The organism is Rhodoferax sp. GW821-FHT10B06 (genome assembly GCF_059415605.1).
The window spans coordinates 186,189-211,928 of the sequence record NZ_JBWKNO010000006.1 but is presented as its reverse complement, the minus strand read 5'-3'; the positions used below and the strand labels follow the sequence as shown (position 1 = coordinate 211,928).

22 protein-coding genes are annotated in these 25,740 nt (G+C 63.8%); 10 read left to right on the top strand and 12 right to left on the bottom strand.

All coding sequences use genetic code 11. The annotated features are described in order from the left end of the window. Positions 1 to 32: 32 nt before the first annotated feature. The 9 genes from AC07O2_RS12185 to AC07O2_RS12145 all read right to left on the bottom strand — a co-directional run bounded on the left by AC07O2_RS12185 (position 33) and on the right by AC07O2_RS12145 (position 10,846). Positions 33 to 1,637 (bottom strand): methyl-accepting chemotaxis protein, encoded by a 1,605-nt coding sequence (locus tag AC07O2_RS12185; protein ID WP_495076007.1) that lies wholly within the window; start codon positions 1,635 to 1,637, stop codon positions 33 to 35. 25 nt (positions 1,638 to 1,662) lie between these two features. Continuing rightward, positions 1,663 to 2,661 carry a phosphate/phosphite/phosphonate ABC transporter substrate-binding protein gene (gene phnD / locus AC07O2_RS12180; RefSeq protein WP_495076006.1) on the bottom strand — a complete coding sequence of 333 codons (999 nt, stop codon included), beginning with the start codon at positions 2,659 to 2,661 and terminating at the stop codon, positions 1,663 to 1,665. A 25-nt stretch (positions 2,662 to 2,686) separates the two neighbouring features. Further along, positions 2,687 to 3,733, bottom strand: coding sequence for an ABC transporter ATP-binding protein (locus tag AC07O2_RS12175; RefSeq protein WP_495076005.1), 1,047 nt, complete (start codon positions 3,731 to 3,733; stop codon positions 2,687 to 2,689). 54 nt (positions 3,734 to 3,787) lie between these two features. After that, the gene (locus tag AC07O2_RS12170; protein ID WP_495076004.1) at positions 3,788 to 5,992 is read right to left on the bottom strand and encodes an ABC transporter permease; all 2,205 of its coding nucleotides are present in this window, start codon (positions 5,990 to 5,992) and stop codon (positions 3,788 to 3,790) included. 79 nt (positions 5,993 to 6,071) lie between these two features. Further along, the gene (locus AC07O2_RS12165; RefSeq protein ID WP_495076003.1) at positions 6,072 to 7,094 is read right to left on the bottom strand and encodes an ABC transporter substrate-binding protein; all 1,023 of its coding nucleotides are present in this window, start codon (positions 7,092 to 7,094) and stop codon (positions 6,072 to 6,074) included. Between the two features lie 82 nt (positions 7,095 to 7,176). Then, positions 7,177 to 8,241, bottom strand: a complete 1,065-nt coding sequence (locus AC07O2_RS12160; RefSeq protein ID WP_495076002.1) for an ABC transporter ATP-binding protein — start codon at positions 8,239 to 8,241, stop codon at positions 7,177 to 7,179. Further along, entirely contained in the window at positions 8,234 to 9,271 is a 1,038-nt protein-coding gene (locus AC07O2_RS12155) for a sensor histidine kinase (protein WP_495076001.1), read from the bottom strand. The genes AC07O2_RS12160 and AC07O2_RS12155 overlap by 8 nt, the downstream gene beginning before the upstream one ends. After that, positions 9,268 to 9,954, bottom strand: a complete 687-nt coding sequence (locus AC07O2_RS12150) for a response regulator transcription factor (protein WP_310376146.1) — start codon at positions 9,952 to 9,954, stop codon at positions 9,268 to 9,270. Before AC07O2_RS12150 ends, AC07O2_RS12155 begins: the two co-directional genes overlap by 4 nt. A gap of 190 nt (positions 9,955 to 10,144) precedes the next feature. After that, positions 10,145 to 10,846: a GntR family transcriptional regulator gene (locus tag AC07O2_RS12145; RefSeq protein ID WP_495076000.1), complete on the bottom strand. Its 702-nt coding sequence runs from the start codon at positions 10,844 to 10,846 to the stop codon at positions 10,145 to 10,147. Between the two features lie 91 nt (positions 10,847 to 10,937). On the opposite strand from AC07O2_RS12145, the gene AC07O2_RS12140 reads away from it, so the two are divergent. From AC07O2_RS12140 to AC07O2_RS12130, 3 genes are read left to right on the top strand one after another with little or no spacing between them, the layout of a single operon-like run. After that, a complete protein-coding gene (locus tag AC07O2_RS12140; protein ID WP_495075999.1) occupies positions 10,938 to 12,107 on the top strand; it encodes an LLM class flavin-dependent oxidoreductase in 1,170 nt (389 codons plus the stop codon). After that, a complete protein-coding gene (locus AC07O2_RS12135) occupies positions 12,107 to 13,009 on the top strand; it encodes an aldo/keto reductase (protein ID WP_495075998.1) in 903 nt (300 codons plus the stop codon). The genes AC07O2_RS12140 and AC07O2_RS12135 overlap by 1 nt, the downstream gene beginning before the upstream one ends. Then, complete coding sequence (locus AC07O2_RS12130) at positions 13,006 to 13,515, top strand: flavin reductase family protein (protein ID WP_495075997.1); 510 nt, start codon at positions 13,006 to 13,008, stop codon at positions 13,513 to 13,515. The genes AC07O2_RS12135 and AC07O2_RS12130 overlap by 4 nt, the downstream gene beginning before the upstream one ends. Here the strand turns inward: AC07O2_RS12130 and AC07O2_RS12125 are convergent. Continuing rightward, entirely contained in the window at positions 13,512 to 14,642 is a 1,131-nt protein-coding gene (locus AC07O2_RS12125) for a Gfo/Idh/MocA family protein (RefSeq protein WP_495075996.1), read from the bottom strand. The genes AC07O2_RS12130 and AC07O2_RS12125 overlap by 4 nt on opposite strands. 141 nt (positions 14,643 to 14,783) lie before the next feature. On the opposite strand from AC07O2_RS12125, the gene pgeF reads away from it, so the two are divergent. From pgeF to AC07O2_RS12095, 6 genes are all read left to right on the top strand, one after another. After that, a complete protein-coding gene (gene pgeF, locus AC07O2_RS12120; protein WP_495075995.1) occupies positions 14,784 to 15,581 on the top strand; it encodes a peptidoglycan editing factor PgeF in 798 nt (265 codons plus the stop codon). Positions 15,582 to 15,888: 307 nt separating this feature from the next. Next, on the top strand, positions 15,889 to 17,607 hold the full coding sequence (gene phaC / locus AC07O2_RS12115) for a class I poly(R)-hydroxyalkanoic acid synthase (protein WP_495075994.1): 1,719 nt from the start codon (positions 15,889 to 15,891) through the stop codon (positions 17,605 to 17,607). Positions 17,608 to 17,687: 80 nt separating this feature from the next. Further along, positions 17,688 to 18,866, top strand: coding sequence for an acetyl-CoA C-acetyltransferase (locus tag AC07O2_RS12110; protein WP_495075993.1), 1,179 nt, complete (start codon positions 17,688 to 17,690; stop codon positions 18,864 to 18,866). Positions 18,867 to 18,900: 34 nt separating this feature from the next. Further along, the gene (gene phbB, locus AC07O2_RS12105) at positions 18,901 to 19,638 is read left to right on the top strand and encodes an acetoacetyl-CoA reductase (RefSeq protein ID WP_495075992.1); all 738 of its coding nucleotides are present in this window, start codon (positions 18,901 to 18,903) and stop codon (positions 19,636 to 19,638) included. A gap of 129 nt (positions 19,639 to 19,767) precedes the next feature. Next, the gene (locus AC07O2_RS12100) at positions 19,768 to 21,969 is read left to right on the top strand and encodes a patatin-like phospholipase family protein (RefSeq protein WP_495075991.1); all 2,202 of its coding nucleotides are present in this window, start codon (positions 19,768 to 19,770) and stop codon (positions 21,967 to 21,969) included. A 174-nt stretch (positions 21,970 to 22,143) separates the two neighbouring features. Next, positions 22,144 to 23,172: a LacI family DNA-binding transcriptional regulator gene (locus AC07O2_RS12095; RefSeq protein WP_495075990.1), complete on the top strand. Its 1,029-nt coding sequence runs from the start codon at positions 22,144 to 22,146 to the stop codon at positions 23,170 to 23,172. A 9-nt stretch (positions 23,173 to 23,181) separates the two neighbouring features. Here AC07O2_RS12095 and map read toward each other — a convergent pair whose 3' ends face one another. Further along, the gene (gene map, locus AC07O2_RS12090) at positions 23,182 to 23,976 is read right to left on the bottom strand and encodes a type I methionyl aminopeptidase (RefSeq protein WP_495075989.1); all 795 of its coding nucleotides are present in this window, start codon (positions 23,974 to 23,976) and stop codon (positions 23,182 to 23,184) included. Continuing rightward, positions 23,973 to 24,197 (bottom strand): ParD-like family protein, encoded by a 225-nt coding sequence (locus tag AC07O2_RS12085; RefSeq protein WP_495075988.1) that lies wholly within the window; start codon positions 24,195 to 24,197, stop codon positions 23,973 to 23,975. Before AC07O2_RS12085 ends, map begins: the two co-directional genes overlap by 4 nt. A 318-nt stretch (positions 24,198 to 24,515) precedes the next feature. Here AC07O2_RS12085 and AC07O2_RS12080 point away from each other — a divergent pair, with 318 nt between their 5' ends. Beyond that, positions 24,516 to 25,736 carry an ABC transporter substrate-binding protein gene (locus AC07O2_RS12080; RefSeq protein WP_495075987.1) on the top strand — a complete coding sequence of 407 codons (1,221 nt, stop codon included), beginning with the start codon at positions 24,516 to 24,518 and terminating at the stop codon, positions 25,734 to 25,736. Positions 25,737 to 25,740: the final 4 nt, after the last annotated feature.

Below are 25,740 nucleotides of genomic sequence, written 5' to 3'. Positions count from 1 at the left end.
TATTAATTAAATAGCATTTGCGATTGCGCGCTTCAACCCGGTGCCGCCAGACGAGCCAGTACAGGGCGGTGGGCATGGGACTCGCCGCCAAGATGAAACTGCCCCACCATGCGTGTCAGGTGGCGGGCCTGCTCTTGCAGGGACTCGGCCGCCGCTGCGGACTGTTCTACCAGCGCGGCGTTTTGCTGCGTCATCTGGTCCAGCTGAGCTACCGCTCCATTGACGAGTTCAATACCCGCGGATTGTGCGCTGGACGAGGCTGAAATTTCGCCAATCATGTGAGAGACGCGCTGCACGGAATCAACGATGTCCTGCATGGCGTGACCCGCGTCGCCCACCAGAGTGGTGCCCGTTTGCACCTTCTCCACCGAAGCGGCAATGAGCCCCTTGATCTCTTTGGCTGCTTCCGCCGCGCGTCCCGCAAGATTGCGTACCTCGCTGGCGACCACGGCAAACCCCCGCCCTTGTTCGCCAGCGCGGGCCGCCTCCACAGCCGCATTGAGCGCCAGGATATTCGTTTGGAACGCTATGCCGTCAATCACGCTGGTGATGTCGGATATCTTGCGGGAGCTGGCTTGGATGTCGTCCATGGTGGAGACCACGCGCAGCACCGCCGACCCGCCCCGAGCAGCCAGCGTAGCCGCGGAGCTTGCCAACTGATTGGCGCTGTGGGCAGCGTCCACGCTCAGGCGTACTGTGTCGGTCAGCTCGGCCATGGACGCGGCGGCATGCTGCAGGTTGCTGGAGGTCTGCTCGGTCCGGATGCTTAAATCCTGGGTGCCGATGGCCACCTCCGAACTTGCGTTTTGAATGGAGTCTGCGGAGTGCGAAATTTCACTCACCAGCGACTTCATGCGGTCTTGCATCAAACGAATGGCCTCCAGCAAGCGCCCCGTTTCGTCTGCGCTGCTGACATCGATGGAGGATGTCAGATCGCATTGGGCAATCCGCTCGGCTACCACTACTGCACGTTGGATAGGCGCTGTCACGCTGAGCGTGATGCGCCAAGAAATCACGCCGCCCAGAGCCAGCGACACCACTACCAGGGCCAGCATGGTGATCAGCGTATGGCGTTGATGGGTTTTTGCCAGACTGGATGCGTCCAGAGAGAGTTGGTCCTGCAAATCCACCAGCAGGGCCACCTTTTGGCGCCACAGCGTTTCTTCTTGCTGCACCTTGCTGGTCAGGGTGGTGACTGCCGCCGTGCTGTCGCCGCTGCTGCCTTGGTTCACGGCCTGGTCGATCAAGGGGAGTGCTTGCTGGCTGATCTGCACAACTTCTTGCAGGGCGGCTTTTTCCCCGTCTGTGGCCATGGCGGCGACCAAGTGTGACTGCGTCTGCTCATAACGCGACTTGGCCTCGGCGACTTGTTTGACTTCGGAGTCGATCTGCTGCATGTCGGTGAACAAGGTGACATTGCGCACGTGCAAGGCTAGGGCGTTGATGTTGTCCATCAAGTCCCGGGCCAGCCGGATCTTGTTGGCGTTCACTTCGGTGATGCGGTCCAGCTGCTGGGCCATGCTCTGCATGCCCAGCCCGCTGACCACCGCGACCGTCAGTAAAAGTGCCAGAACGGCCGCAAAGCCAAGCCCCAGGCGGCGCGCAATCGAGGAGTAAGAGGTGTGTGCAGAGGACATCGCGGTGTTTCCTGGTTGGCAGAGCCTAGGGGTTGATCTGTTTGAGGCGGAGTTCCAGGTGGGAGCCGCGTTCAATGGCCGCGTTGATGCGCTGTTGGCGCTCACCGTTGGACTGTGTCTTGTCGTTTTCAATGGCCTGGCGGGTCTTGAACATTTCCAGGTCCGCGATGGGTACCAGTTGCCGGTTGCTGGAGAGCCTGAATCTGGACAAACCATTGACGGCCAGCAGGATCTGTTTCTCCGCAGGGTTGGCGCCAAAGCCGATCACGAATTTCTGGATGGCTTTCTTCAAGTCCGGCGGCAGATGGCTTTTCCAGAGCAGGGGAGACTGCGGTATGAGCGGGGATTCCCAGACAAGCTTCAGCTTGCGCGCCAAGGCTGGAAAGTCGCGTTGGAAAAAGGCCAGCTCCTCGTTGTTGGCCGTGGCTACATCGACCTCCCCTTGGGCCACTTTCTTCAGGTTTTGCTGGTGGCTGCCGACTTCCACGGAGCGGAAGATTGCCTTGGGGTTGTTGATTCCGCTTTTATGGAACGCGAAGTACAGCGGCACCAGATAGCCGGAGGTGCTTTTGGCATCGCCGTCACCGAATCGCAGGTTTTTGGCCTGCTGCAGCACCTGTTCCAGCGTCTGCACGGGGCTATCGCGTTGCGCCACCAAGATGGACTTGTAGCCAACGCTTTCGTCTTGCGTGACCATTTGGGCAAATATTTCGCCCACACCACTTTCCACGATCTCCAGCGCCGGGAAATTGCCCATCCAGGCAATGTCGATTTCGCCGGCAATGAAGGCCTGGACGATATCGCTCTGGCTTTCGTAAATCTTGAGCTGTATCGCTTGCTGGACGGCCAGGCCCAGGCGTTTCACGAACGGCTCCCAATGCGCTCGCGTTTCGTCCGAGGCCCTGGGCGATATCAGGCCAAACACCAAGCCCGTAGACGGTTTGGACTGCGCCGGTACCGGCAACAGCAGTGCAGATAGGCAGGCGGCCAAAGCCGCGATGGTGCGCCGGCGTGGATAAAGCATGTTCAGCCGATGTGTGCTGGCGCCGTCAGGCGGGTACGACCGAGATGCCGCGGGCGGGCAGACTCAGGGACACGGCATCACCCAGCTTCCAGTCCGACACGATGTCCGACGAAACCACAAAGATAGGGCCCAGGCCGGTGTCCACCGTCAGCTCGTAGATGCTGCCCAGATAGGCTTTCTTGGCGATCACGCCTGCCAGCCCGCCGTCGCTGGGCAGTCCAACCGTCCAGGCTTCAGGCCGTATGGCGGCTTTGATGGGCCCCGGCTTCACCGGGTGGAGCGCGTTCAGGCGCAACGCGCCTACTTGCACGCTGCCATCTGTAAACGCCTGGCCTGGGAACAGCATGGCTTCGCCCATGAAGCCGGCAACGAATTCGCTGCAGGGGCGTTCGTACAGGTCCGAAGGCGTACCCGCCTGCGCCACCAGGCCCTGGTCCATGACGATGATCTGGTCGCTGACCGCCAGGGCCTCGCTCTGGTCGTGCGTCACATAGGCCACGGTCAGGCCCAGGCGCTGCTGCAGTCCGCGGATTTCTTCCCGCATGGAGCGCCGCAGCCGGGCGTCCAGGTTGGATAAAGGTTCGTCAAACAGCAGCACCGAGGGCTCGAGCACCAGGGCCCGGGCTACCGCCACCCGTTGCTGTTGCCCACCCGACAGCTCGCTGGGCAGGCGGTCGTCGTAGCCATTGAGCCCCACGGCGGACATGGCTGCGTGGGCACGCTCCAGAATTTCGGCGGGTTTGATGCCGCTCACGCTCAGGCCGTAGCCCACGTTCTCCAGCACGCTCATGTGCGGGAACAGCGCATAGCTCTGGAACACCATGCTGACGTTGCGCTCGGCCGGGCCGAGATGGGTCACGTCGCGGCCGTCGATGAAGATCTGGCCGGAGCTGGGCGTTTCGAGGCCGGCGATCATGCGCAGCGTGGTGGTTTTACCGCAGCCGGAGGGGCCCAGTATCGTGGTCAACGTGCCCTTGGGTACCGTGAAGCTGATGCCTTTGACGACCAGTGGCGAGCGCTCGCCGCCATAGCGTTTGCCTACGTTCTTGAATTCAATGCCTGCTTGGGTCATGTGGAATATTCCTTGGTGTGTTGGGTGGGTATGGAGGGGGGCGGTAGCCATGGGCTACTTGTTGGCGCCCACGCGGCGGCGGCCGAGCTTGCGTTCACCGACAAAAAACTGGATCAAGGCCGTGACCAGGGACATCAGCAGAATCAGCACCGTGCAGTAGGCCAGCGCGACCCCGTAGTCGCCGTTGCCGACCCGGCCAATGATGTAGGTGGTGGCCAGTTCGTACTCGGCTGTGACCAGGAAGATGACGGCCGACACGGTGGTCATGGAGCGCACAAAGCTGTAGACCAGCGCGGCCACCAGGGCCGGCTTCAGCAGCGGCAGCACTACCCGGCGCAGCGTGGTCATGCTGCTGGCGCGCAGCATCACCGAGGCTTCGTCCAGCGACTTGTCCAACTGCTTGAAGGACGCGGTGCCAGCCCGCACGCCCACCGGCAGGTTGCGGAACACAAAGCACAGCACGATCACCAGGCCGGTGCCGGTGAGCTCGACCGGCGGCACGTTGAAGGCCAGGATGTAGCTGACGCCCAGCACCGTGCCGGGGATCGCAAAGGTCAGCAGTGCAGAGAACTCAAACAAGCCCTTGCCCCGGAACTCGGTGCGGGCCAGCAGCCAGGCAATCAGCAAGCCGATGCTGGCGCAGATCGGTGCGGCGATGGCGGCCAGCGTGATGGTGGTGAACAGCGAGCTCCAGGCCGTGCCGGCCCAGACCAGGCCATGTTCGCCCATCTGCACATCGAATGCGGTCTTGAAATGCATCAGGGTCAGGCTGTAGTCGCGCCCCCAGATCTTGACGAAGCCGCCCGCAAAGGCGAACAGATACACCACCACCGTGAAGGCCAGCCAGGGGCCGGCCACCCAGGTGCAGACGCGGCGTACCAGGGTGGGCAACTCCATGGGCACGCCCGCATCGCCTTTGCCCGACACCGTGGTGAAGCTGGTGCTGCCCAGAATGCGCCGCTGGACGAAGAACACGGTCAATGCAAACACCGTCAGCACCAGTGCCAGTGCGGCTGCCATGCCCTGGTCCAATGAGGCGCCGACGATGGCAAAGAAGATGTCGGTGGACAGCACCGCATAGTCGCCACCCAGCAGGATGGGGTTGCCGAAGTCGGCAATGCTTTCAATGAAGCCCACCAGAAAGGCATTCGCCAGGCCCGGCGCCAGCAGCGGCAGGGTCACGGTGGTGAAGGTCTTCATGCGGCTGGCGCGCAGTGTTTGCGCGGCTTCTTCCAGCGACGGGCTGATGCCTTGCACCACGCCGCGCATGATCATGTAGGCAATCGGGGTGAAGGCGAACAACTGGGCCAGCCACACGCCAAACACACCGTAGAACCAGCGCGAAGGCACGACGCCCATCGACCATTCCAGCAACTGGTTGACGATGCCCGCACGGCCAAACAGCAGTATTAAACCCAGCCCCACCACAAAGGGTGGCGTGATGATGGGCAGCATGGCCAGAGCGCCCAGCGGTTTCTGGATGCGCTTGTCGGTGCCGCGCTCGGAGATCAGCGCAATCATGGTGCCCAGCGCCGTAGTGCCGGCTGCCGTCAGCAAAGCCAGATACAAGGTGTTCCAGGCCACGCCGCAATGGCTGCTGCTGTGCAGGCAGGCCAGGCCCCATACACGTTCGGTGCCGATGCGGTCCCATACGGCCGCCAAGGCAAAGTTGCCCTCTTCGGTATAAAAGGCCGCGGCCAGCGACTTGGCCACGGGAAACACCACGAACAAGCACAGCAGTGCGGTGCAGCCCACCACCGTGGCCGCCACAAACACATCGCCACGGAAATAGCCCAGGCGTGCAATGCCCGAGCCCAGCAACATCACCAGGCAGACCAAGACCAGGAACGCGCCCCAGCCCATGCCAAACTGCCCTTGCGGCAAACTGCCCAGCGCAGCATTCAGCCACTCAAACGACCAGCCCACGGCACCGATGGTGAAGCCGCTGATGCCCAGCCCCAGCAGGCCGACCAGGGCACCGGCAATCAGTACGCCACCCTGGCGCCGGCTTGCGGGCAGCACGGCGCCGATGCCGGCGATCAGCAGGCCGACAAAGCCGGTCCAGAGCCAGGCGCGGCCATGGATGGCGGCCTGCGTCACACCGTTGGCGCTGACCTGTTCGGAGAAGAGCCCGGGCAGGGCCGAGAGCAGTGATCCGCTCTGCAAGAAGTACCACGGCAAGACTAGGTAGGCGGCAAGGCCTATGAGCACCCAGGCGTATATCGCACGCTGGGTTCGTTCTGTAAATTGGACTGGCATAGAGGGAGATCTGTGGAGATGGATGGGCTGCGCTGCAGGGCGGCATCGGCGGCCCCGGGTGGGGCTCGCCGATACGGGCTTACTTGGCCTGGTTGAAGACCTTGCGTTCCCAGTTCAGGATCAACTGGCGCCGCACTGCTGCCTGGCCGTACTTGGCGTAGTCGTAGTCAATCAGCTTGATCTTCTTGAAATCAGGGATGCGCGGGTCGGCTGCTGTGCTCTTGTTGGACGGCAGCTGGAACTGCTTGGAAGCCACGCCGAATTGCTGCGCGCCCGGCGTCAAGGCCCACTCGTAGAGCTTCTTGGCGTTGTCCAGATTGCGCGCGCCCTTGATCAAGGACATGGAGCCGATCTCGGCCCCCGTGCCGTCCGCTGGTGTGATGGCCTCGACCGGGAAGCCCTGGGCCTTTTCGCCAGGGGCATCGTGCACAAAGCTGATGGATACGGCGGCTTCGCCACGTGCAACAGCCTTGATCGGCCCTACGCCGGAGCGCGGATAGGTGCTGACGTTTTTGTGCAGCGCCGCCAGGTATTCAAAAGCCTTGTCTTCACCCATGAGCTGCACCAGGGTGGCAATCATGGTGTAGGCCGTGCCACTGGCGCGCGGGTCGGACACCTGGATTTCGCCCTTGTACTCGGGCTTCAGCAGATCGGCCCACACCTTGGGTATGGGCAGTTTTTTCTTGGCCAGCAGCTCGGTGTTGTAGGCAAAGCCCAAGGGGCCGGAATACACGCCCACGGTCTTGTAGCCGGCCTGCTCAGCCTGCTTTTGCGCCCAGGTATGGAGCTGGGGCAGGGAGGCGGATTTGTATTCCAGGGTGAGGTTCTGCTCTGCGGCCAACAAATGCGGGTCGCCGGTGCCGCCAAACCACAGATCGGTTTTCGGGTTGGCGCGTTCTGCCGTGATCTGGGCCAGAGCCTCACCCGAGCCCTTGAGCGTCATATTGACTTTGATGCCACTGGTTTTGCCGAAGGTGATCTGGATCAGATTGCACCAGTCTGCCTGGGCCGAGCAAATGACATTGACTTCACCACCATCGGCAAAGGCTGGCATGCCCAAGGCCAGCAGCAAGGGGGCAATCAAGAACTTGTTTTTTTTCATGTGGATCTCCTGGTATGTGGACCTCCTGGGTCCGATTGAAAACATTGAAATAGCCAAGACGGCGGGGCCCATGGCCCCCACGTCAGGGATCGTTGGTGGCATCCTGGCCCGAGGGCATGACCACACTGACGCCTTGGGTGTCCAGACGCACGCTGACGGGCGAGTCCACCTGGCGCGGCTGTACCTCGCCCTGCACCAGCACCAGCAACGTGCCCAAGGCGGTGAGTACCTGGTATTCGGTATTGCGGCCCAGAAAGGCACGCGACAGCACCCTGCCGGCCAGGCCGGTGCCGCTGGCGGGCTCCAGCCGCCAGGCGTGTGGCCGCACGACCAGGCGCACCTTGCCTTGGCGCCGCGTCAGGCCCGAGCCCACGCGCAACGGGCCCAGGTGCACCGTGCCGATGGCGTCGGCCTCGGCATCGAACAGCACGGCATCGCCCATGAAGCCCGCCACGAATTCGCAGTGCGGTGTCTCGTACACCTGTTGTGGCGTGCCTATCTGCATGATCTGGCCGTCGCGCATGACGACCACCGTATCGCTGACCGCCATGGCTTCGTTGTGGTCGTGGGTGACGTAGACCACCGTCAGCCCCAGGCGCTGCTGCAGCGCCCGGATGTCCTCGCGGATGTGGCGGCGCAAGCCCGCATCCAGGTTGGACAGCGGCTCATCCAGCAATAGCACCTGGGGGCGCAGGGCCAGGGCTCTGGCCAAGGCCACGCGTTGTTGCTGGCCGCCGGACAGCATGCTGGTGTTGCTATCAGCAATGGCTTGCAAGCCGACCGCCTCCAGCGCCTCCATGGCATGGTGGTCGCATTCCTGCGTGGGCAGATTTTGCATGCGCAGCCCATAGCCCACGTTGTCCAGCACATTCAGGTGGGGGAACAAGGCGTAGCTTTGAAACACCATGCTGATCGGGCGCTGTGCCGAGTCCAGTTCGGTCACGTCTACATCGCCTATGTGTATCCGGCCTGTGGTGGGCCGCTCCAGCCCCGCCACCATGCGCAGCAAGGTGGTTTTGCCGCAGCCGGATGGGCCGAGCAATGTGGTCAGTTGGCGCGGTGGGATGCGCAGCTGCACATTGTTCAGTGCCCGCACGCCGTTCGGAAACACCTTGTCCACCGCCTGGAACTGCACCGCGCTAGCCATGCGACAGCTCCTGCGGCCAGCGCACCACGGCGTCCACCCCCACGATGCGGTCGCCTTGCACGCGGTTGAACAAGTCCACCGTGGCGTCCATGGACACCGCGATCTGCCGGCAGATCGACAAGCCCAAACCCACACCTGTGGCGCCGGACGAGGATTGGAAGGGCTCGAACAGGCGGGATTGCACAGCCTCGTCCATGCCGCCACCGTTGTCCCACACCAGCAGCTCGGTGCCGCTGGGCAGCACCCGTATCACCAGCCCCAGTGCACCACCCTTGGGGGTGTGGTGGATGGCATTGGACAGCAGGTTGCGCACCATTTCGCCCAGCAGCCAGGGGTCGGTCAGCAGGCGCACGGGAATCGCCTGCAGCGCGAAGTCCAGCTTCTTGCGGGCCAGCAGCGGGGCGAACTCCAACACCACGTCGCGGGCCACGGCCATCAGGTCGACTTCGGTCCAGTGGGCGCGGCGCACCAGCTGCTCCACCTTGGCCATGGCCAGCAACTGGCGTACCAATGCGCTGGACCGGTCCACGGTAGCCAGCATTTTGGGCAGGGTCTCGCGGGTTTCCAGTTGTCCGGACATCACGCCTTGCAGCTGGGTACGCAGTACCGCAAACGGCGTGCGCAGCTGGTGCGAGGCATCGGCCAGAAATTTCTTTTGCTGGTCCAGCGAGGCTTGCTGCTGTTGCATCAACCCATTGACGGCGGCGGCCAGCTGTTCCAGCTCCATGGGCTGCGTGCCGGACACCTGGCGCAGGTCATCGGCGCGGCGATGGGCCAGGTCTTGCCCCAGCAGCACAGCCGGCCGGAAGGCCTTGCCCAGCACCCACCACAGCGCGGCGGCAAACAAGCCGGTTTTCAACGCCCACCATTCCCCGGCAGACAGCCCCAGCGGCCATAGGCTGCTGGCAGCATCCAGGGCCAGCAGCAGGCCAACGGCCCAGACAAATACAAACCATCGTATGGAGCGGCCTACCAGCCAGGGCCGCCAGGCTGCCAGGCGCCGCCAGAAAGCGGATGGGCCGGCATTCATGGCGCGTCCTGCTTGTCGGCAAGCGCGTCGTCCATCAGGTAGTAGCCCACGCCGCGCAAGGTGACCAGGCTGGCGCCCGAGCCCTGGATGCGCTTGCGCAGGCGGTGTACCAGCACCTCGATCGCATCCGAGCCGGCCTGGCCTTCGTCGCCGAACACGGTCTGGTGCAAGTCCTCCTTGGCCACGGCCTGGCCGGGGTGCAGCATCAAGGCCTTGAGCAGGGCCAGTTCGCGCCCCGGCATCTCTAACGGCAGCGCGCCGCGGAAGACCCGGCCTTTGTCCAGGTCCAGGCGCAAGGCACCGCAGCGGAAGTCTTCCACGCCCAGGCTGCGGCGCACCAGCGCCTTCAAGCGGGCCACCAGCTCTTCCACGTCGAAGGGTTTGCTCAGGTAGTCGTCGGCACCCGAGTTCAGGCCCAGCACCCGGTCTTCCACCGCGGTGCGGGCGGTCATCACCAGCACCGGCAGGCGCGAGCCTTCGTCGCGCAGGCGCTGCAGCACCTCCAGGCCATCCAGGCCGGGCAAGGTCAAATCCAGCAGGGCCGCATCAAACTGCCGCTGCCGCAGCATCACCAAGGCCTCCAGGCCATCGGCACAGCAAACGACCTGAAAGCCGCGCGCCACCAACATGCGGCTGAGGGCATCCACCAGGTTCAAGTCGTCTTCCACCAACAAAATATTCATGGGTGGATGATGCCTGCCAGCACCTGGGCTTTGTTACAGAGAAAACGCCGACACTTGGTGATAGCTAGCTGAAAGCTTGGCCGGCGCTGTGTCAGGCCGATGGCTGTCCCTTGCGACGTGGATTTAAGCCAAACCGGCCTCTGGCGCAGGTAATGCCTGCACAGGCAGCTATTGATTCAGTAGCAAGGTGTCAGGGCCAGCGTGCGCAGTAACGTGCCCGCTGCGGGTGTACCCAGGTGCGCGACACCTCTTCCACCACCTGGCTGTTCGACCAGGCTTGGCGTTCAATGTAAGTGCAGGGCGCGCCGGCTTCCAGGCCTAGGGCGGCGGGGGCCCAGGCGGGCAGGGCGTCCACCGAGAGTTGGTCTTGCACCCGGGCGATCCAGAAGCCGAGTTGCTCTTTGTAGAACTGGTACAGCGCGTCGCTCAATGCGGGGCTGAGTGCGTGGCGCTGGTCTATCCAGATTTCTTCCAGCGCCACCGGCGTGCCGTTCAGCGCGCGCAGGCGGCGTATGCGCCAGCCGTTGCGCCAGGCAGGTTGCTCGCGTGCGATGAGCGCCGTGGGCAGCGGGGCAGCGTCCACAGCCAGTATCTGCGCCGTAGGCAGGCCGCCGCCTTGCAGCAGCTCCAGCCGGAAGAATTCATAGATGTTCTTCACCCGGCCGGCCCGTGTCCGCACATAGGTGCCCGAGCCTTGGCGCCGCTCCAGCATGCCGCGCTGCTCCAGCTCGGCCACGGCCTTGCGCAGCGTGCCCACCGCCACGCCCAGCGATGCGGCCAGCACCGGCTCGGTGGGGATGCGCTCGCCCGCGCGCCAGTGGCCGGCCAGGATTTCGCGGCCCAGCATCTCGCTGACCTGCAGATAGCGCGGCAGCGGCTGGGACGTGGGCAAAAGGGTTTCCGGGCTGCTGGTGCTCACGTGGAAAAGGCTAAAGTCATATACTATTCATTCATTATGCAGTCCATTTGATGAAGCGCAATACATGGAGGTTCGTATGGCGGTAGTGCCGGTGAAAAGTGAGGCTGTGGACGCAGCCGAGGTATCGTGGTTCGCGCCACTGTGTTCGGACGACTATCGCTACCTGGGCGTACCCGATGGCAGCCTGCGCAGCAGCTGGGAACACACCCGCGACATCCTGCTGACGGCGGACCGCCTGGGCTACCGCAACATCCTCTGCCCTTCGTCCTACCAGGTGGGGCAGGACACGCTGACTTTTGCCTCGGCTGTGGCGCCGATGACGCGCAACATCAACCTGCTGGCCGCCATACGCTGCGGCGAGCTGCACCCTGCCATGCTGGCGCGCACCGTGGCCACGCTGGACCACATGCTGCAGGGCCGGTTGACGCTGAATGTGATCTCCTCTAACTTTCCCGGCGAGGACGCCAGCAATGAATACCGCTACCAGCGCTCCTGGGAGGTGGTCGAGATTTTGAAGCAGGCCTGGACGCAGGACGAGATCAACTATGAGGGCCAGATCTACCAGCTCAAAGGCCTGTCCTGCGACCCGGTGCGGCCGTACCAGCAAAACGGCGGCCCGCTGCTGTACTTCGGCGGCTATAGCCCGCTGGCGGTGGAGCTGTGCGCCGCGCATTGCGACGTGTACCTGATGTGGCCCGAGCCCGAGGAAATGCTGGCCCAGCGCATGCGCGCCGTGCACGAGCGCGCCCAGCACTACGGCCGCGTGATTGACTACGGCCTGCGCGTGCATATGGTGGTGCGCGATACCGAGCAGGAGGCGCGCGAATACGCGCAAGAGCTGGTGTCCCGCCTGGACGATGAAAAAGGCGCCGAGATCCGCGCCCGCGCGCTGGACGCGAAGAGCTTTGGCGTGTCGCTGCAGGCGCAGAATCGCGAAAAATCCGATGCCGAGGGTTTTGTCGAGCCGCAGCTGTGGACCGGCATTGGCCGGGCCCGCTCCGGCTGCGGCGCGGCGGTGGTCGGCAGTGTGGACCAGGTTCTCAGTAAACTAGAGCGTTACCGCAAGATGGGTATCCGGGCGTTTATTTTCTCGGGCTACCCGCACCAGGACGAATGCGAAATCTTCGGCCAGAAGGTCTTGCCCCACCTGAAAACGCTTTCGCTGCCGCAACACTACGGGCGCATTCCACCATCCACACCGAACACGCCCCTGGGGCTCGGAGAACGTCGTTAATGCAACGCATTGCCTTGGGGGCTTCGGGCCTCGAACTTAGCCGCTTGGTCTATGGCGTATGGCGCCTGGCCGACAGCGCCGATACCTCGGTGCAGGCCACCTTGCGCAAGGTCCACGCCTGCCTGGACCAGGGCATTACCAGCTTTGACCACGCTGACATCTATGGCGACTACCAGTGTGAAGCCCTGTTTGGCGCCGCGCTGAAGACCGCGCCCGAGCTGAAAGTCCGGCTGCAGACCGTGACCAAGTGCGGCATCATGCTGACATTCGCCAAGTACCCGCAGCGCCGGGTGAAGCACTACGACACATCGGCCGCGCACATCCGCGCTTCGGTTGAAGCGTCCTTGGGCCACATTGGCGTGGACGTGATCGACCTGCTGTTGCTGCACCGCCCCGACCCCTTCATGGACGCGGCTGAAACCGGCGCCTGCCTGGACCAGCTGGTGCAGTCCGGCAAGGTGCGCGCGGTGGGCGTGTCCAACTTTCAGCCCTGGGACTGCGAGCTGCTGCAGTCGGCCATGCAGACCCCGCTGGCCACAAACCAGATCGAACTCAGCCTGTTGGCACAAAGCCCGTTCACCAACGGCCAGTTGGCCTACCACCAGCAAAGGCAGCAGCCGGTCATGGCCTGGTCGCCGCTGGCGGGTGGTGCCCTGTTTGGTGACGGTGCAGCCGCCCAGCGCGTGCGCCCGCTGCTGCAAAGCCTGGCCAGCCAGTACGGCGTAGGCCTGGACGCGGTGGCCGTGGCCTGGCTGCTGGCCCACCCGGCGCGCATCGTGCCGGTGCTGGGCACCAACGACCTGGGCCGCGTGCAGGCCCTGGGCGATGCCTTCAAGGTCGCCATGGACCGCGAGACTTGGTACCAGCTGTACAGCCTGGCCGCCGGTGTGGAGGTGCCATGAAGGCCGCGACCGACCGCGCATTGCGCGATGCATTTGGCTGCTTTGCCACCGGTGTGACCCTGGTCACCACCCACTGGAACGGGCAGGACTGGGGCATGACCTGCAGCTCGTTCAACGCGGTATCGCTGGACCCGGCCCTGGTGCTGTGGAATATCCGGCACAACGCCGCCAGCCACGAGGCTTTTGTGCGCAGCAGCGGCTACACCGTCAGCGTGCTGGGCAGCGAGCACCAGGAATTGGCCCAGGCCTTTGCGCGTGGTACCCAGGCCGAGCGTTTTGCGGCGGGTGAATTTGTGCGGCTGGACAGCCAGCGCCTGAAGCTGGTGCCGGCCCTGGCCTGGTTCGACTGCAAGCTGTACCAGACGGTGCAGGCCGGTGACCACGACATCTTGCTGGGTCAGATCGAGCACTACGGCTCGCGGCCCGGCAAGGGCCTGGTGTTTGAGCGTGGCCAGTTCGCGGTGGACACGCTGGAGACCGGCGCGGCCTCCACCTCGCCTTTTTAATCCAGAGCGCTGATGGCGTAAGGCCCGCTGCGCAGGTCTATGGCCTGCCCGGTGCGCGCCGATTCCTGCGCGGCCAGGCCCATCACCACGGCCTTCAGGCCGTCAGTCAGGCCGACTTCCACCGGGCCTTGGCCGCGTACCGCGCGGTAGAACTTCTCGTGCTGGTAGAAGGTCGATCCGTTGTGGTCGCCGGCCTCCAGCAGGCGCGGGTCGATGGGGATGTCCAGCTCCTGCGGGCCAGGCGTATGGCGCGGGCTGATGACCACCTTGGGCGTGGGCGCTGGGCCTAGCGCGGCGGGCCAGAAGCGTGTGGGGCCGGGCACAAAGCATTCGAGCTTGCCGTCGCGGCCGACCACGCACAGCTCCTCCTGGTAGCGCGAGCCTTCGGCGAACATGCACAGCTCCAGCAGGCCGCGCTGGCCGTTGGCAAAGTCCACCGTCACAAAGGCGTTGTCCAGGATGTCGGGCACGCCGTCGGCATACACCTCATCCAGGTGGTTGTGCGCCTGCGAGGCCGAGGCATAGATGCGCACCGGCTCGCTGCGGGTCAGCAGGCGCATCAGGTCGAAGAAATGGCAGCACTTTTCTACCAGCGTGCCGCCGGTGTTCTTGTTGAAGCGGTTCCAGTCGCCCACCTTTTCCAGAAACGGGAAGCGGTGCTCGCGCAGACTGAACAGGGTCACCGGGCCGGTATGCGTTTGCGCATGGGTGTGGGCCAGCGTGGTGGCGATGGGCGGCATGTAGCGGTATTCCATGGCCACCCAGATCGGCGCGGGGTAGCTCTGGCGCAGGGCGTGCAGCGCGGCCACATCGGCCAGGTTCGTACAAACGGGCTTTTCCACCAGCAAGGGTAGGGGGCGGCGCGCGGCAATTGTCTGCAGCTGGCCGGCATGGGTGAAGTTGGGGCTGGTGATGACCAGGCAGTCCAGATCGTCCGACGCCAGCAGGGCGTCCAGCGAATCCACCTGCCGGGCCTGCGGTACCAGGGCGGCGCTGCGCGCGCGCATTGTGGCGTCGGGCTCAAAAATGACGGTCACTACGGCGTTGGGCAGAAGCTGGATATTGCGCAGATGCTCCTGGCCCATCATGCCGCAGCCCAGGAATCCATAGCGTAAAGGTGTGTGCATAAAAGTGAGAATAAAGTGCCTCTGGCGTACATGATACCTGCGCTGGCAGCTATTGAAAAAATAGCAATGCAGGGTGCGAAAACTGGATTGAGGGCGGCTGCAATGTATGCTTGCCAGCAACTTAGTTCACAGCACACGATCTTGAAACTTGAGACCCTTCCCAGCGACTGGCTGCGGCCCGACTGGCCCGCCCCCCGTTCCGTGCACGCGGTGTTCACCAGCCGCGCGGGCGGCGTGTCGGCCGCGCCTTTCGACGCCATGAACCTGGGCGACCACGTGGGCGATGTGTTGGCCGACGTGCAGCGCAACCGGGCCTTGTTGGGTGAGTGGCTACAGGCCGAACCCACGTTCTTGCAGCAGGTGCATGGCCGGGCCGTGGTGCGGCTTCCTGCGAAGGAGCCAGCGCCCATCGTGGCCGACGCTAGCGTGAGCAACCAGCCCGGCCAGGCCTGTACGGTAATGGTGGCCGACTGCCTGCCGGTGCTGTTCACCGACACCCAGGGCCGGGCGGTGGCCGCAGCCCATGCGGGTTGGCGCGGTTTGCTGGGCCAGGACGGGCAGGGCGTGCTGGAGGCGGCTTATGAAGAAATACATGCTCTGGCGCAGGCAGCATCTGCGTCAGGAGCTACAGAAATAATAGCGTGGCTGGGCCCGTGCATTGGCCCGCAGAAGTTTGAAGTGGGACCCGAGGTACCGGCCGCCTTCATGGCCCACCAGCCCGAGGCGGCCGCCTGCTTTGTGCCCCATGGGCCGGGTAAATGGCTGGCAGATCTGCCTGGACTGGCGCGTTTGCGGTTGCAGGCACTGGGTGTGCGCGGCATATATGGCAACGACGGCAGCCCGGCGTGGTGCACTGTTAGCAATTCGTTACGATTTTTCTCCTACCGGCGTAGTCCTATTTGTGGACGAATGGCTGCCAGTATCTGGCTCGGCGATTGACGTCTGCGCAGAGGCTGCCGCCTGCTGCGCAGCCAGCTCCGACGCGGCTTGCGCCTTGATGGCGCGGCGCCTAGCCGGAGCCCCCATTAGGTAAACCACCAAGGCGACCGGCACCGCTCCATAGAGTACAAACGTGAACACGGCGCCGAGTACAGTGCCATTAGTATTGGTGGCCTCTGCCACTGCCATCATGAGGGCCACGTAAAGCCAGCCAATCGGAACGATGTACATAAAGATAGTGCTCTGTAGAGGGCGAGTTTTAGCCAGTTGTTATTGCAATCAATAACAAGCTTTGTGAGGAAGCACTATGCATTCTGAACCGGACTGGGCGCAAGCCGCCCGGCAATTCCAGCAATCCCTGGGCGACGGCTGGACGCGTGCCTGGGCCGATGCGATCAAGCCACTGCAAGGTCTGGACATGGGCCAGGTCAACGGCGCCGCTACCCCCCCCAAGATCGCGTTTTCCCCCGACAAGCTGCAAGAGTTGCAGCAGCAGTATCTACAAGATGCCGCTGCCCTGTGGAACCAGAGCCTGGACGCGGCCTCCATCCGCAAGGACAGGCGTTTTGCCTCCGAGGCCTGGACCGAAAACCCCTTCACCACGTATTCCGCCGCTGCCTATTTGCTGACCAGCCGCACCCTGATGGGTCTGGCCGACGCGGTGGAGACCGACGAGAAAACCCGTGCCCGCATCCGTTTCGCGGTCGAGCAGTGGATGGCCGCGTCGGCGCCCAGCAACTTCCTGGCGCTGAATGCCGAAGCCCAGAAGCGCGCGCTGGAAACCCAGGGCGAAAGCATCGCCAAGGGCCTGAAGAACCTGGTGCACGACATGCAGCAGGGCCATGTGTCCATGACCGACGAGAGCCTGTTCGAAGTCGGCAAGAACGTGGCTACGACCGAAGGCGCGGTGGTGTTCGAGAACGAGCTGTTCCAACTTATCGAATACAAGCCGCTGACGGCCAAGGTCTACGAGCGCCCGTTCCTGCTGGTGCCGCCCTGCATCAACAAGTACTACATCCTGGACCTGCAGCCCGAAAACTCGCTGATCCGCTACGCGGTAGAGCAGGGCCATCGCACCTTTGTGGTCAGCTGGCGCAACCCGGATGCGTCCCTGGGCCACAAGACCTGGGACGATTACATCGAAGAAGCTGCTATTAAAGCCATAGCGGTAACCCAAGAGATCACGGGCGCCAAGCAGATCAATGCCCTGGGCTTTTGTGTGGGTGGCACGATTCTCAGCACGGCGCTGGCGGTGCTGGCCGCGCGCGGTGAAAAGCCGGTGGCCAGCCTGACCCTGCTGACCACGCTGCTGGACTTTGCCGACACCGGCATCATCGACATCTTCGTGGACGAGGCCATGGTCAAGTACCGCGAATTGCAACTGGGCAAGGGCGGACTGTTGCCGGGCGGCGACCTGTCCAGCACCTTCAGCTTTCTGCGGCCGAACGACCTGGTGTGGAACTACGTGGTGGGCAACTACCTCAAGGGTGAAACCCCGCCGCCGTTCGACCTGCTGTACTGGAACAGCGACTCCACCAACCTGCCCGGCCCGTTCTATTGCTGGTATCTGCGCAACACCTATCTTGAAAACAAGCTGGTGAAGCCGGGCAAGGCCGTGGTCTGCGGCCAGAAGATCGACCTGGGCAAGCTGGATATGCCGGCCTACATCTACGGCTCGCGTGAAGACCATATCGTGCCGATTGGCGGGGCTTATGCGTCCACCCAGGTACTGCCGGGCAAGAAGCGCTTCGTGATGGGGGCTTCCGGCCACATCGCCGGTGTGATCAACCCGCCGGCCAAGAAAAAGCGCAGCTACTGGACCAGCGAGTCCAGCCAGTTCCCGGCCAAGCCGGCGGACTGGATCGCCGGTGCCACCGAGCAGCCAGGCAGCTGGTGGACCGACTGGTCGGTCTGGCTCAAGGGCCACGCCGGTAAGCAGGTGGCTGCACCCACGGCCTATGGTAAAGGCGGGTACAAGGCCACCGAGCCGGCGCCAGGCCGCTACGTGAAAACCCGCGCCTCGTAGTTTTGCGTATGCGGAACTGCCATAAGCAACCTCTACACTGACATTCACCCCGTAACAGATCAATAAACTAGGAGCTCAAAATGGAAGACATCGTCATCGTTTCCGCCGCACGTACGGCTGTTGGCAAGTTTGGCGGCAGCCTTGCCAAAATCCCCGCGACCGAACTGGGCGCGCACGTCATCAAGGAAGTGCTGGCGCGCAGCGGCCTGAGCGCCGAGCAGGTCGGCGAAGTCATCATGGGTCAGGTGCTGGCCGCAGGTGCGGGCCAGAACCCTGCCCGCCAGTCCGTCATCAAGGGCGGCTTCAACCAGGGCACGCCCGGTCTGACCATCAACGCAGTCTGCGGCTCCGGCCTGAAGGCCGTGATGCTGGCGGCCCAGGCCGTGGCCTATGGTGATAGCGAGATCGTGATCGCCGGCGGCCAGGAAAACATGAGCGCATCGCCCCACGTGCTGCTGGGCAGCCGCGACGGCCAGCGCATGGGTGACTGGAAGATGACCGACACCATGATCGTCGACGGCCTGTGGGACGTGTACAACCAGTACCACATGGGCATCACCGCCGAGAACGTGGCCAAGAAATACGGCATCAGCCGCGAGATGCAGGATGCCCTGGCCCTGGCCAGCCAGCAAAAGGCTGCCGCCGCCCAGGAAGCCGGCAAGTTCAAGGATGAAATCACCCCTTTCACCATTCCGCAAAAGAAGGGTGACCCTATCGTCTTCGCCAACGATGAATTCATCAACAAGAAGACCAACGCCGAAGCCCTGGCCGGCCTGCGCCCCGCCTTCGACAAGGCCGGTGGTGTGACCGCAGGCAATGCCTCGGGCATCAACGACGGCGCTGCTGCCGTGATGGTGATGACGGCCAAGAAGGCTGCCGCCCTGGGCCTGAAGCCCCTGGGCCGTATCGCCAGCTTCGCCACCAGCGGCCTGGACCCCGCCTACATGGGCATGGGCCCAGTGCCCGCATCGCAAAAAGCCCTGGCCCGCGCTGGCTGGAAAGCGCAGGACCTGGACCTGCTGGAAATCAACGAAGCCTTCGCGGCCCAGGCCTGCGCGGTAAACAACGAAATGGGCTGGGACACCAGCAAGGTCAACGTGAACGGCGGCGCAATTGCCATCGGCCACCCCATCGGCGCGTCCGGCTGCCGCATTCTGGTGACCCTGCTGCACGAGATGGCCCGCCGCGATGCGAAGAAGGGCATTGCATCGCTGTGCATTGGTGGTGGCATGGGAGTTGCTCTGACGATTGAGCGTTAAGCACCGAATTTTTCAAAACAAACAGGAGATAAAAATGAGTCAAAAAGTAGCGTACGTCACCGGCGGCATGGGTGGCATCGGGACCGCCATCTGCCAACGTCTGCACACCGAGGGCTTCAAGGTCATCGCCGGTTGCGGCCCTACGCGCGACCACGCCAAATGGCTGGCTGAGCAGGCTGCACTGGGCTTCACCTTCTACGCGTCGGTGGGCAATGTAGGTTCGTGGGATTCCACGGTCGAAGCCTTCACCAAGACCAAGGCCGAGCACGGCACTATCGACGTGCTGGTGAACAACGCCGGCATCACCAAGGACCGTATGTTCCTGAAGATGTCGCGTGAAGACTGGGATTCGGTGATCGAAACCAACCTGAACAGCATGTTCAACGTCACCAAACAAGTGGTGGCCGACATGGTGGAAAAGGGCTGGGGCCGCATTATCAACATCTCTTCGGTGAACGGCGAAAAAGGCCAGGCCGGTCAGACCAACTATTCGGCTGCCAAGGCCGGCATGCATGGTTTCTCCATGGCGCTGGCACAAGAGCTGGCCACCAAGGGCGTGACGGTCAACACCGTCAGTCCTGGCTACATCGGCACCGACATGGTCAACGCCATCCGTGAAGACGTGCTGGCCAAGATCGTGGCTACCGTGCCGGTCAAGCGTCTGGGCAAGCCGGCAGAAATCGCCTCCATCATCGCCTGGCTGGCATCGGAAGAAGGTGGCTACGCTACCGGCGCCGACTTCTCGGTCAACGGCGGCCTGCACATGGGTTAATGGGCTAATACCCGGGTGCTCCAGAAAAGCCCGCTTCGGCGGGCTTTTTTGCGCCCTCATGCCGGGTGCTGGCGGTTGACAATGCCCGGCATGCAGATACCCGCTCTACGCCCGCCCTTACTTTTCTCCGTGTTTCTAGCCATGGCCTTGGCGGCTGTCGCATGCAGCAGCCTGGCCCAAAGCGCGGCCGATGCCGGCCCCGCGGCCGGCCCGGTCTTGGCCAAGCGTTTGCGTGTGGGCCTGGTGCTGGGCGGCGGCGGAGCCCGAGGTGCGGCGCATGTGGGCGTGCTGGAGGTGCTGAACGAGCTGCGGGTGCCGGTGGACTGCATAGCCGGCACCAGCATGGGTGCGCTGGTGGCTGGCGCCTTCGCTGCTGGCCTGCCGCCCGACGCGATGCGGCGCGCCCTGGCCAAGGCCGACTGGAACGACCTGTTCCAGGACGACACGGCCTACCCCGAAACCAATTACCGCAACAAGATGCTGGTGCAACGCTACCTGCCCGGTCTGGAGCTGGGCTTGGGGGCGTCTGGCGTGGTGGCTCCGCCGGGTGTTCTGGCGGGGCAGAAGATCAAGCTGTTCTTCAACCAACTGGTGCGCGCCGACCTGTCGGAGCGCCTGATCGAAAGCCTGCCGCTGCCGGTATCCATCATCGCCACCGACATCGGAACCGGCGAGCGCGTGGTGCTGCGCGACGGCAGCCTGACCCAGGCCATGCGCGCCAGCATGTCGGTACCGGCCCTGATGGCGCCGGTGGACTACCGCGACCGCAAGCTGGTGGATGGCGGCCTGGTGGACAACCTGCCGGTGCGCGAGGTGCGCGCGCTGTGCCACCCCGACGTGGTGATTGCCGTGAACGTGGGTTCGCCCCTGCTGGCGCCGGAGCAGATTGGCTCGGCGCTGAGCGTGTCGGCGCAGATGATCAACATCCTGACCGAGCAGAACGTCAGCCAGTCCATGGCCGAACTCACACCCGCCGACATCTATATCCGCCCTGCGCTGGAAGGCATCACCGCTGGCGACTTCGACCGCAATGCCGATGCGGTGGAGCGTGGCTACCAGGCCGCTGCGGCTTTGACAGCCCAGCTGCAGACGCTGTCCATGCAGCCGGATGCCTACGCCGCCTGGGCCCAGGCCTTGGCCGGCGCGCAGCGTAAAACCGCCATCGTCGATGCCATCGACATCGTGGGCCCCAAGCTGACCGATCCGCAAATGGTGGCCCAGCACATCAGCCAGCGCACCGGCAGTTTGCTGGATGCGGATGCGCTGTACCGCGACCTGGAGCGGGTCTATGGCGACGGCTACTACCAGAGCGTGGACTACACCCTGCTGAGCGAGCGTGGCCGCAACATCCTGCGCGTGACCCCGGTGGAAAAGCCCTGGGGCCCAGACTATCTGCGCTTCGCCGTGGTGCTGGAGAGCGACCGCAAGAACGGCTCTGACTTCAGCCTGCGCGCCGCCTACCAGCGCACGGCGCTGAACCGGATGGGCGGGCAGCTGCTGGTGAATGGGCAGATTGGCAGCGAACCCGGCGTGGACGCCGAGTACTACCAGCCGCTGGACCCACGGCAGAACTGGTTCATCGAGCCCAGCGTGCACTATGCCTCGCGTTCGGCCCCGGCCTACCAGGACAACCGCAAGGTGGCGGAATACGACGTCAGCACCGTGCGCCTGGAGCTGGCCGGCGGCGTCAACCTGGGCAGCCTGGGGCAGATGCGCCTGGGCGTGTCCAACACCCTGGGGCGGGCGACATTGCAGACCGGTGTTGCCGTGCTCACCGACCAATCGCAGCAAGTGCAGGGCAGCTTTGCCAGCCTGGACCTGGACCAGCTGGACCGGCTGTACTTTCCCACCCACGGCTGGGCGCTGCACAGCCGCTACTTCACCTCTCCCGAGCGCCGTTACGACAAGCTGGACACCCAGCTGCAGGGCAGTTTTTCGCTGGGCAGCTATGTCTTTACTAGTCAGCTCGCCTACACCGGCTCGACCCGGGGGGCGCTGCCGGTGTTCGACGCGGCCTCACTGGGCGGCTTTCTCAAGCTGTCGGGCTATGCGCGCGGCCAGTTGTTGGGCGACGATATGCGCTACGGGCGTGTCGGCTTGGAGCGCATTCTGGGCAGCCTGCCTCTGGGCCTGCGCGGCGATATGCGCGCCGGCCTGGCGCTGGAAGCCGCGCGCATGGGTACGCGTTACACCGAAACGCAGCGTACCGGCACGCTGGAGTCGGTCACGGTTTACCTGGGCGGCGAGACGCCGCTGGGTCCGGTCTACATCGGCTACGGCCTGGCCAGCGGGCACAGCAGCAACGTGTATCTGTTCCTGGGTGTGCCCTGATGCTATTGATTTGAGAGCTGCTAGCGCAGGTACTATCTGCGCCGGTGGCCTTTTTTATCTGTAAGCTGGTATGGGAGCCGTGCTACAGTAAATCATGCCCTCCCTATCTGTTTTCGCCTACCGCTTGCGCGCATTGCCGCAGCTGGGGCCGCTGCACTCCACCTGAGCACCGCCATGGGTATCAAAAGCCTGGCCCAGGACCTGGGCCTGTCCATTGCCACGGTGTCGCGGGCGCTGAACAACCACCCCGAAGTCAGCGCCCAGACCCGCTTGCGCGTGCAAGTCGCCGCCCAGGCCCGCGCCTATGCGCCCAACCAGTCGGGCCGCAGCCTGCGCAAGGGTCGGCACAACACCATCGGCCTGATGTTGCCGCCCAAAAGCAGCCATGAAAACTACACCTGGTCATTGTTCCTGACCCTGGCCGAAGGCATACAGACCCGCATTGCCTCCGAAGACCTAGAGCTGGTGTTGTTCCAGAACCGTGACGACGCGGACGAGCTGGCGCGCCTCAAGCGCGTGGTCGAGCGGCGCCTGGTGGACGGCCTGGTGCTGGCCGGCACGCGCCGCAAGGACGAGCGCCTGGACTACATCGCTGCGCAAGGCTTCCCGTACGTGGCGCTGGGCCGCAGCAACTCGGGCGGTGAACATGCCTGGATGGACCTGGACTTTGAACTGGGCGTGGCCCAGGTGGTGGGCAGCCTGGTGGCGCGGGGCCACCAGCGCATTGCGCTGTGCACCCCGCAAGACGACGCCATGCAGGGCCATTTGATGCGCAAAGGCTACCGCAGCGCCATGCGCCGCCATGGCCTGGTGGTGGCCAACGGCCTGGTTGGCCGTGAAGAGCTTTCCGAGCGCGGCGGCCACCGCGAAATACACCGCCTGCTGGCTTTGCCCGAGCCGCCTACTGCCGTGATTCTGCAAAGTGACTGCATGGCCATAGGTGCCTACGGCGGCCTGCACGAGCGCGGCTTGCAGCCGGGCCGGGACATGGCGATTTTTGGCGGTGTGCTGACGGGTGAGCTGGCGCAGTACCTGTCGCCCCGGCTCAGCGGCTTCTCGGTAGACCTGCGCCCGTTGGGTGCGCGCCTGGCCGAGGCGCTGCTGGTACGTATGGCGGCGGCCGATGCGGGTACGCCGGCGGCCGGTTTCCAGCAGCTGTGGCCGCTGAACATCCTGCAGGGCGGCAGCGACGTTGCTGGCTAATACCGTGGCTTAGGCGATGGCAGGGTAGCTGCCGTAGCCCTCGGGCCAGGGCGTCAAGACTTCGAAGCCGGTTTCGGTCACCGCGACCATATGTTCCCACTGGGCGGACAGCGAGTGGTCTTTGGTGACCACCGTCCAGCCGTCGGGCAGCTCCTTGGTTTCGCGCCGCCCGGCGTTGACCATGGGCTCGATGGTGAAGATCATGCCGGCCTCCAGTTTCAGCCCTTCGCCACGCCGGCCGTAGTGCAGCACCTGGGGCGTGTCGTGGTAGATCTGGCCTATGCCATGGCCGCAGTATTCCCGCACCACGCTGAAGTTCTCGCGGTGGGCGACGGTCTGGATCGCATGGCCGACATCGCCCAGGGTGGCGCCGGGTTTGACCTGCAGAATGCCGGCGCGCATGGCCTCGTAGGTGGTGTCCACCAGGCGTTTCGCCAGCGGGCTGGGTTCGCCTACAAAGTACATGCGGCTGCAGTCGCCAAACCAGCCGTCCTTGATGATGGCCACGTCGATGTTGATGATGTCACCGCGTTTGAGCACCTTAGCCGAGGGGATGCCGTGGCAGATCACGTGGTTGACCGAGGTGCATAGCGTCTTGGGGTAGCCGTGGTAGCCGATGTTGGCGGGTATGGCCTCCAGCACATCGACGATGTAGTCATGGCACAGTTTGTCCAGCGCGTCGGTGGTCACGCCGGCCTGCACGTGCTCGCCAATCATGCGCAGCACCTCGGCGGCCAGATGGCCAGCGCGGCGGGCGAGGGCAACTTCCGCCGGCGGGCGGATGGTGACGGTTTCGCTCTTCATGCCTGGGCCTTTCGGGGGAGCTCCATCACCTGCGCATCGGCGCGGATTTCGTCCTGGATCAGCAGCCGGCACAGCTCGCCGTATTTCAGCTCGGGGTTCAGCTCACCCATCATGCCGATGCGCATCCAGTGTTCCGCCTGCGCGTTGATGGAACGGCCCAAGGCGGCGCTGGCAACCCGCAGGTTGTCGTGCATAGGTTCCGAGATTTTGACGAGGCCCACGTTGCTGTACTCCGATATATGAAACGACTATGTTACGTATATCTCGATAACCTGGCGTAGTGCTGGGGTTTGCTGCCGCGCTGCTTTGCGTGTCGTGCATGGCAGACCAAGGGTTTTCATGGGATTTCCCAGCTTGACGTACTTAGTTCGAGCATTGAATAATATGTTTCCGTAAACGTTTCCGGTGATGCTAATCGAAGGAAGCAACGGGTGATAAGAACGACGTGGTGCAAGGACGCGGGCGCTGGGCGCCCAGCCGCTGTGCCACCGCAGGCCGGGCAACCCGCCTGGATGTGCCAACTACAAGGAGACAAAACCATGCATCGACGATTTGCCCTGCAATGGGCTACCACGGCCATAGCCGCACTCAGCATCGGCATCAGCGCCGCCCAGGCCGAGACCCTGAAGATATGGAGCTTTGGCGAGCAGGACAACTACACCGAAGCCATGGTGAAGGAGTTCCAGGCCAAGAACCCGGACCTGACCATCGAGGTGCGCCGCGTTGCGTTCTCCGATGTGAACGACGAGGCCTTGCGCGCCATCCGCTCCGGCACCGGGCCGGACATCATGCCTATCGACAACCCGAACGTCGCCTTCTTCGCAGCCAAGAAGGCGCTGCTGGAGCTGGACGACATGGTCAAGCAGTCCAAGGTCATCAATGCCGACAAGATCTTCCCCGGCCCGCGCCTCAACTCCAGCTGGAAGGGCAAGCTGGTGGGCATACCGCGCGGTGCCAACACCATTGCGCTGTACATCAACGACGATATGTTCCGCGAAGCCGGCCTGGACCCCGACAAGCCACCGCGCACCTGGGCCGAGCTGCACGACGCGGCAGCCAAGCTGAACAACCCGGCCAAGAACATCTACGGCTTTGCTTTTTCGGCGCGCGGCAACGAGGAGGGCACTTTTCAGTTCCTGCCCTATATCCAGAGCACCGGCGCCGACTGGGACAAGCTGAACAGCCCTGGCGCCATCCGCGCGGTAGAGTTCTGGCAAAAGCTGCTGGACGAAAAGTTGGCCTCGCGCGACACGCTGAACCGTGGCCAGTCCGACTCCACCGCCACCTTTGTCAACGGCAACGCCGCCATGGTGGTGTCCGGCCCGTGGGAGATTCCGGGCATAGACAAGAACGCCAAGTTCAAGTGGCGCGTGGCCCTGCTGCCCGGCGAGAAGGCCGACAGCCCGCGCACCTCGGCCCTGGGCGAGCAAAGCTATGTGATCCCCAAGACGGCGGCCAACCCCAAGGCGGCCTTCCGCTTTCTGGAATATGTGATCTCGCAGCAGGGGCGGAACTGGAATGACTTCGGCATCCTGCCCGCGACATCGGATGCGGTGTCCAAAGACCCGAAATGGCCGCAGGCCTACCAGGCTTTTGCCGAGCAGATGAAGTACGCCCGCCCGCGTGGCCCCAACCCCGAGTGGCCGCAAATTTCCAAGGCGATTTCGGGCGCCATGCAACAGGTGCTGACGCACCAGTCAGACGCCAAGACCGCCATGGCCGCCGCAGCAGCCCAGGTGCAGCGTGTCAGCAAAAACTAAGAGC

Excerpts from the sequence above, each read along its gene's own strand:
- AC07O2_RS12185 (WP_495076007.1), bottom strand. The coding sequence starts at position 1,637 with ATGTCCTCTGCACACACCTCTTACTCCTCGATTGCGCGCCGCCTGGGG.
- phnD (WP_495076006.1), bottom strand. The coding sequence starts at position 2,661 with ATGCTTTATCCACGCCGGCGCACCATCGCGGCTTTGGCCGCCTGCCTA.
- AC07O2_RS12175 (WP_495076005.1), bottom strand. The coding sequence starts at position 3,733 with ATGACCCAAGCAGGCATTGAATTCAAGAACGTAGGCAAACGCTATGGC.
- AC07O2_RS12170 (WP_495076004.1), bottom strand. The coding sequence starts at position 5,992 with ATGCCAGTCCAATTTACAGAACGAACCCAGCGTGCGATATACGCCTGG.
- AC07O2_RS12165 (WP_495076003.1), bottom strand. The coding sequence starts at position 7,094 with ATGAAAAAAAACAAGTTCTTGATTGCCCCCTTGCTGCTGGCCTTGGGC.
- AC07O2_RS12160 (WP_495076002.1), bottom strand. The coding sequence starts at position 8,241 with ATGGCTAGCGCGGTGCAGTTCCAGGCGGTGGACAAGGTGTTTCCGAAC.
- AC07O2_RS12155 (WP_495076001.1), bottom strand. The coding sequence starts at position 9,271 with ATGAATGCCGGCCCATCCGCTTTCTGGCGGCGCCTGGCAGCCTGGCGG.
- AC07O2_RS12150 (WP_310376146.1), bottom strand. The coding sequence starts at position 9,954 with ATGAATATTTTGTTGGTGGAAGACGACTTGAACCTGGTGGATGCCCTC.
- AC07O2_RS12140 (WP_495075999.1), top strand. The coding sequence starts at position 10,938 with ATGGAGGTTCGTATGGCGGTAGTGCCGGTGAAAAGTGAGGCTGTGGAC.
- AC07O2_RS12135 (WP_495075998.1), top strand. The coding sequence starts at position 12,107 with ATGCAACGCATTGCCTTGGGGGCTTCGGGCCTCGAACTTAGCCGCTTG.
- AC07O2_RS12130 (WP_495075997.1), top strand. The coding sequence starts at position 13,006 with ATGAAGGCCGCGACCGACCGCGCATTGCGCGATGCATTTGGCTGCTTT.
- AC07O2_RS12125 (WP_495075996.1), bottom strand. The coding sequence starts at position 14,642 with ATGCACACACCTTTACGCTATGGATTCCTGGGCTGCGGCATGATGGGC.
- phaC (WP_495075994.1), top strand. The coding sequence starts at position 15,889 with ATGCATTCTGAACCGGACTGGGCGCAAGCCGCCCGGCAATTCCAGCAA.
- AC07O2_RS12110 (WP_495075993.1), top strand. The coding sequence starts at position 17,688 with ATGGAAGACATCGTCATCGTTTCCGCCGCACGTACGGCTGTTGGCAAG.
- phbB (WP_495075992.1), top strand. The coding sequence starts at position 18,901 with ATGAGTCAAAAAGTAGCGTACGTCACCGGCGGCATGGGTGGCATCGGG.
- AC07O2_RS12095 (WP_495075990.1), top strand. The coding sequence starts at position 22,144 with ATGGGTATCAAAAGCCTGGCCCAGGACCTGGGCCTGTCCATTGCCACG.
- map (WP_495075989.1), bottom strand. The coding sequence starts at position 23,976 with ATGAAGAGCGAAACCGTCACCATCCGCCCGCCGGCGGAAGTTGCCCTC.
- AC07O2_RS12080 (WP_495075987.1), top strand. The coding sequence starts at position 24,516 with ATGCATCGACGATTTGCCCTGCAATGGGCTACCACGGCCATAGCCGCA.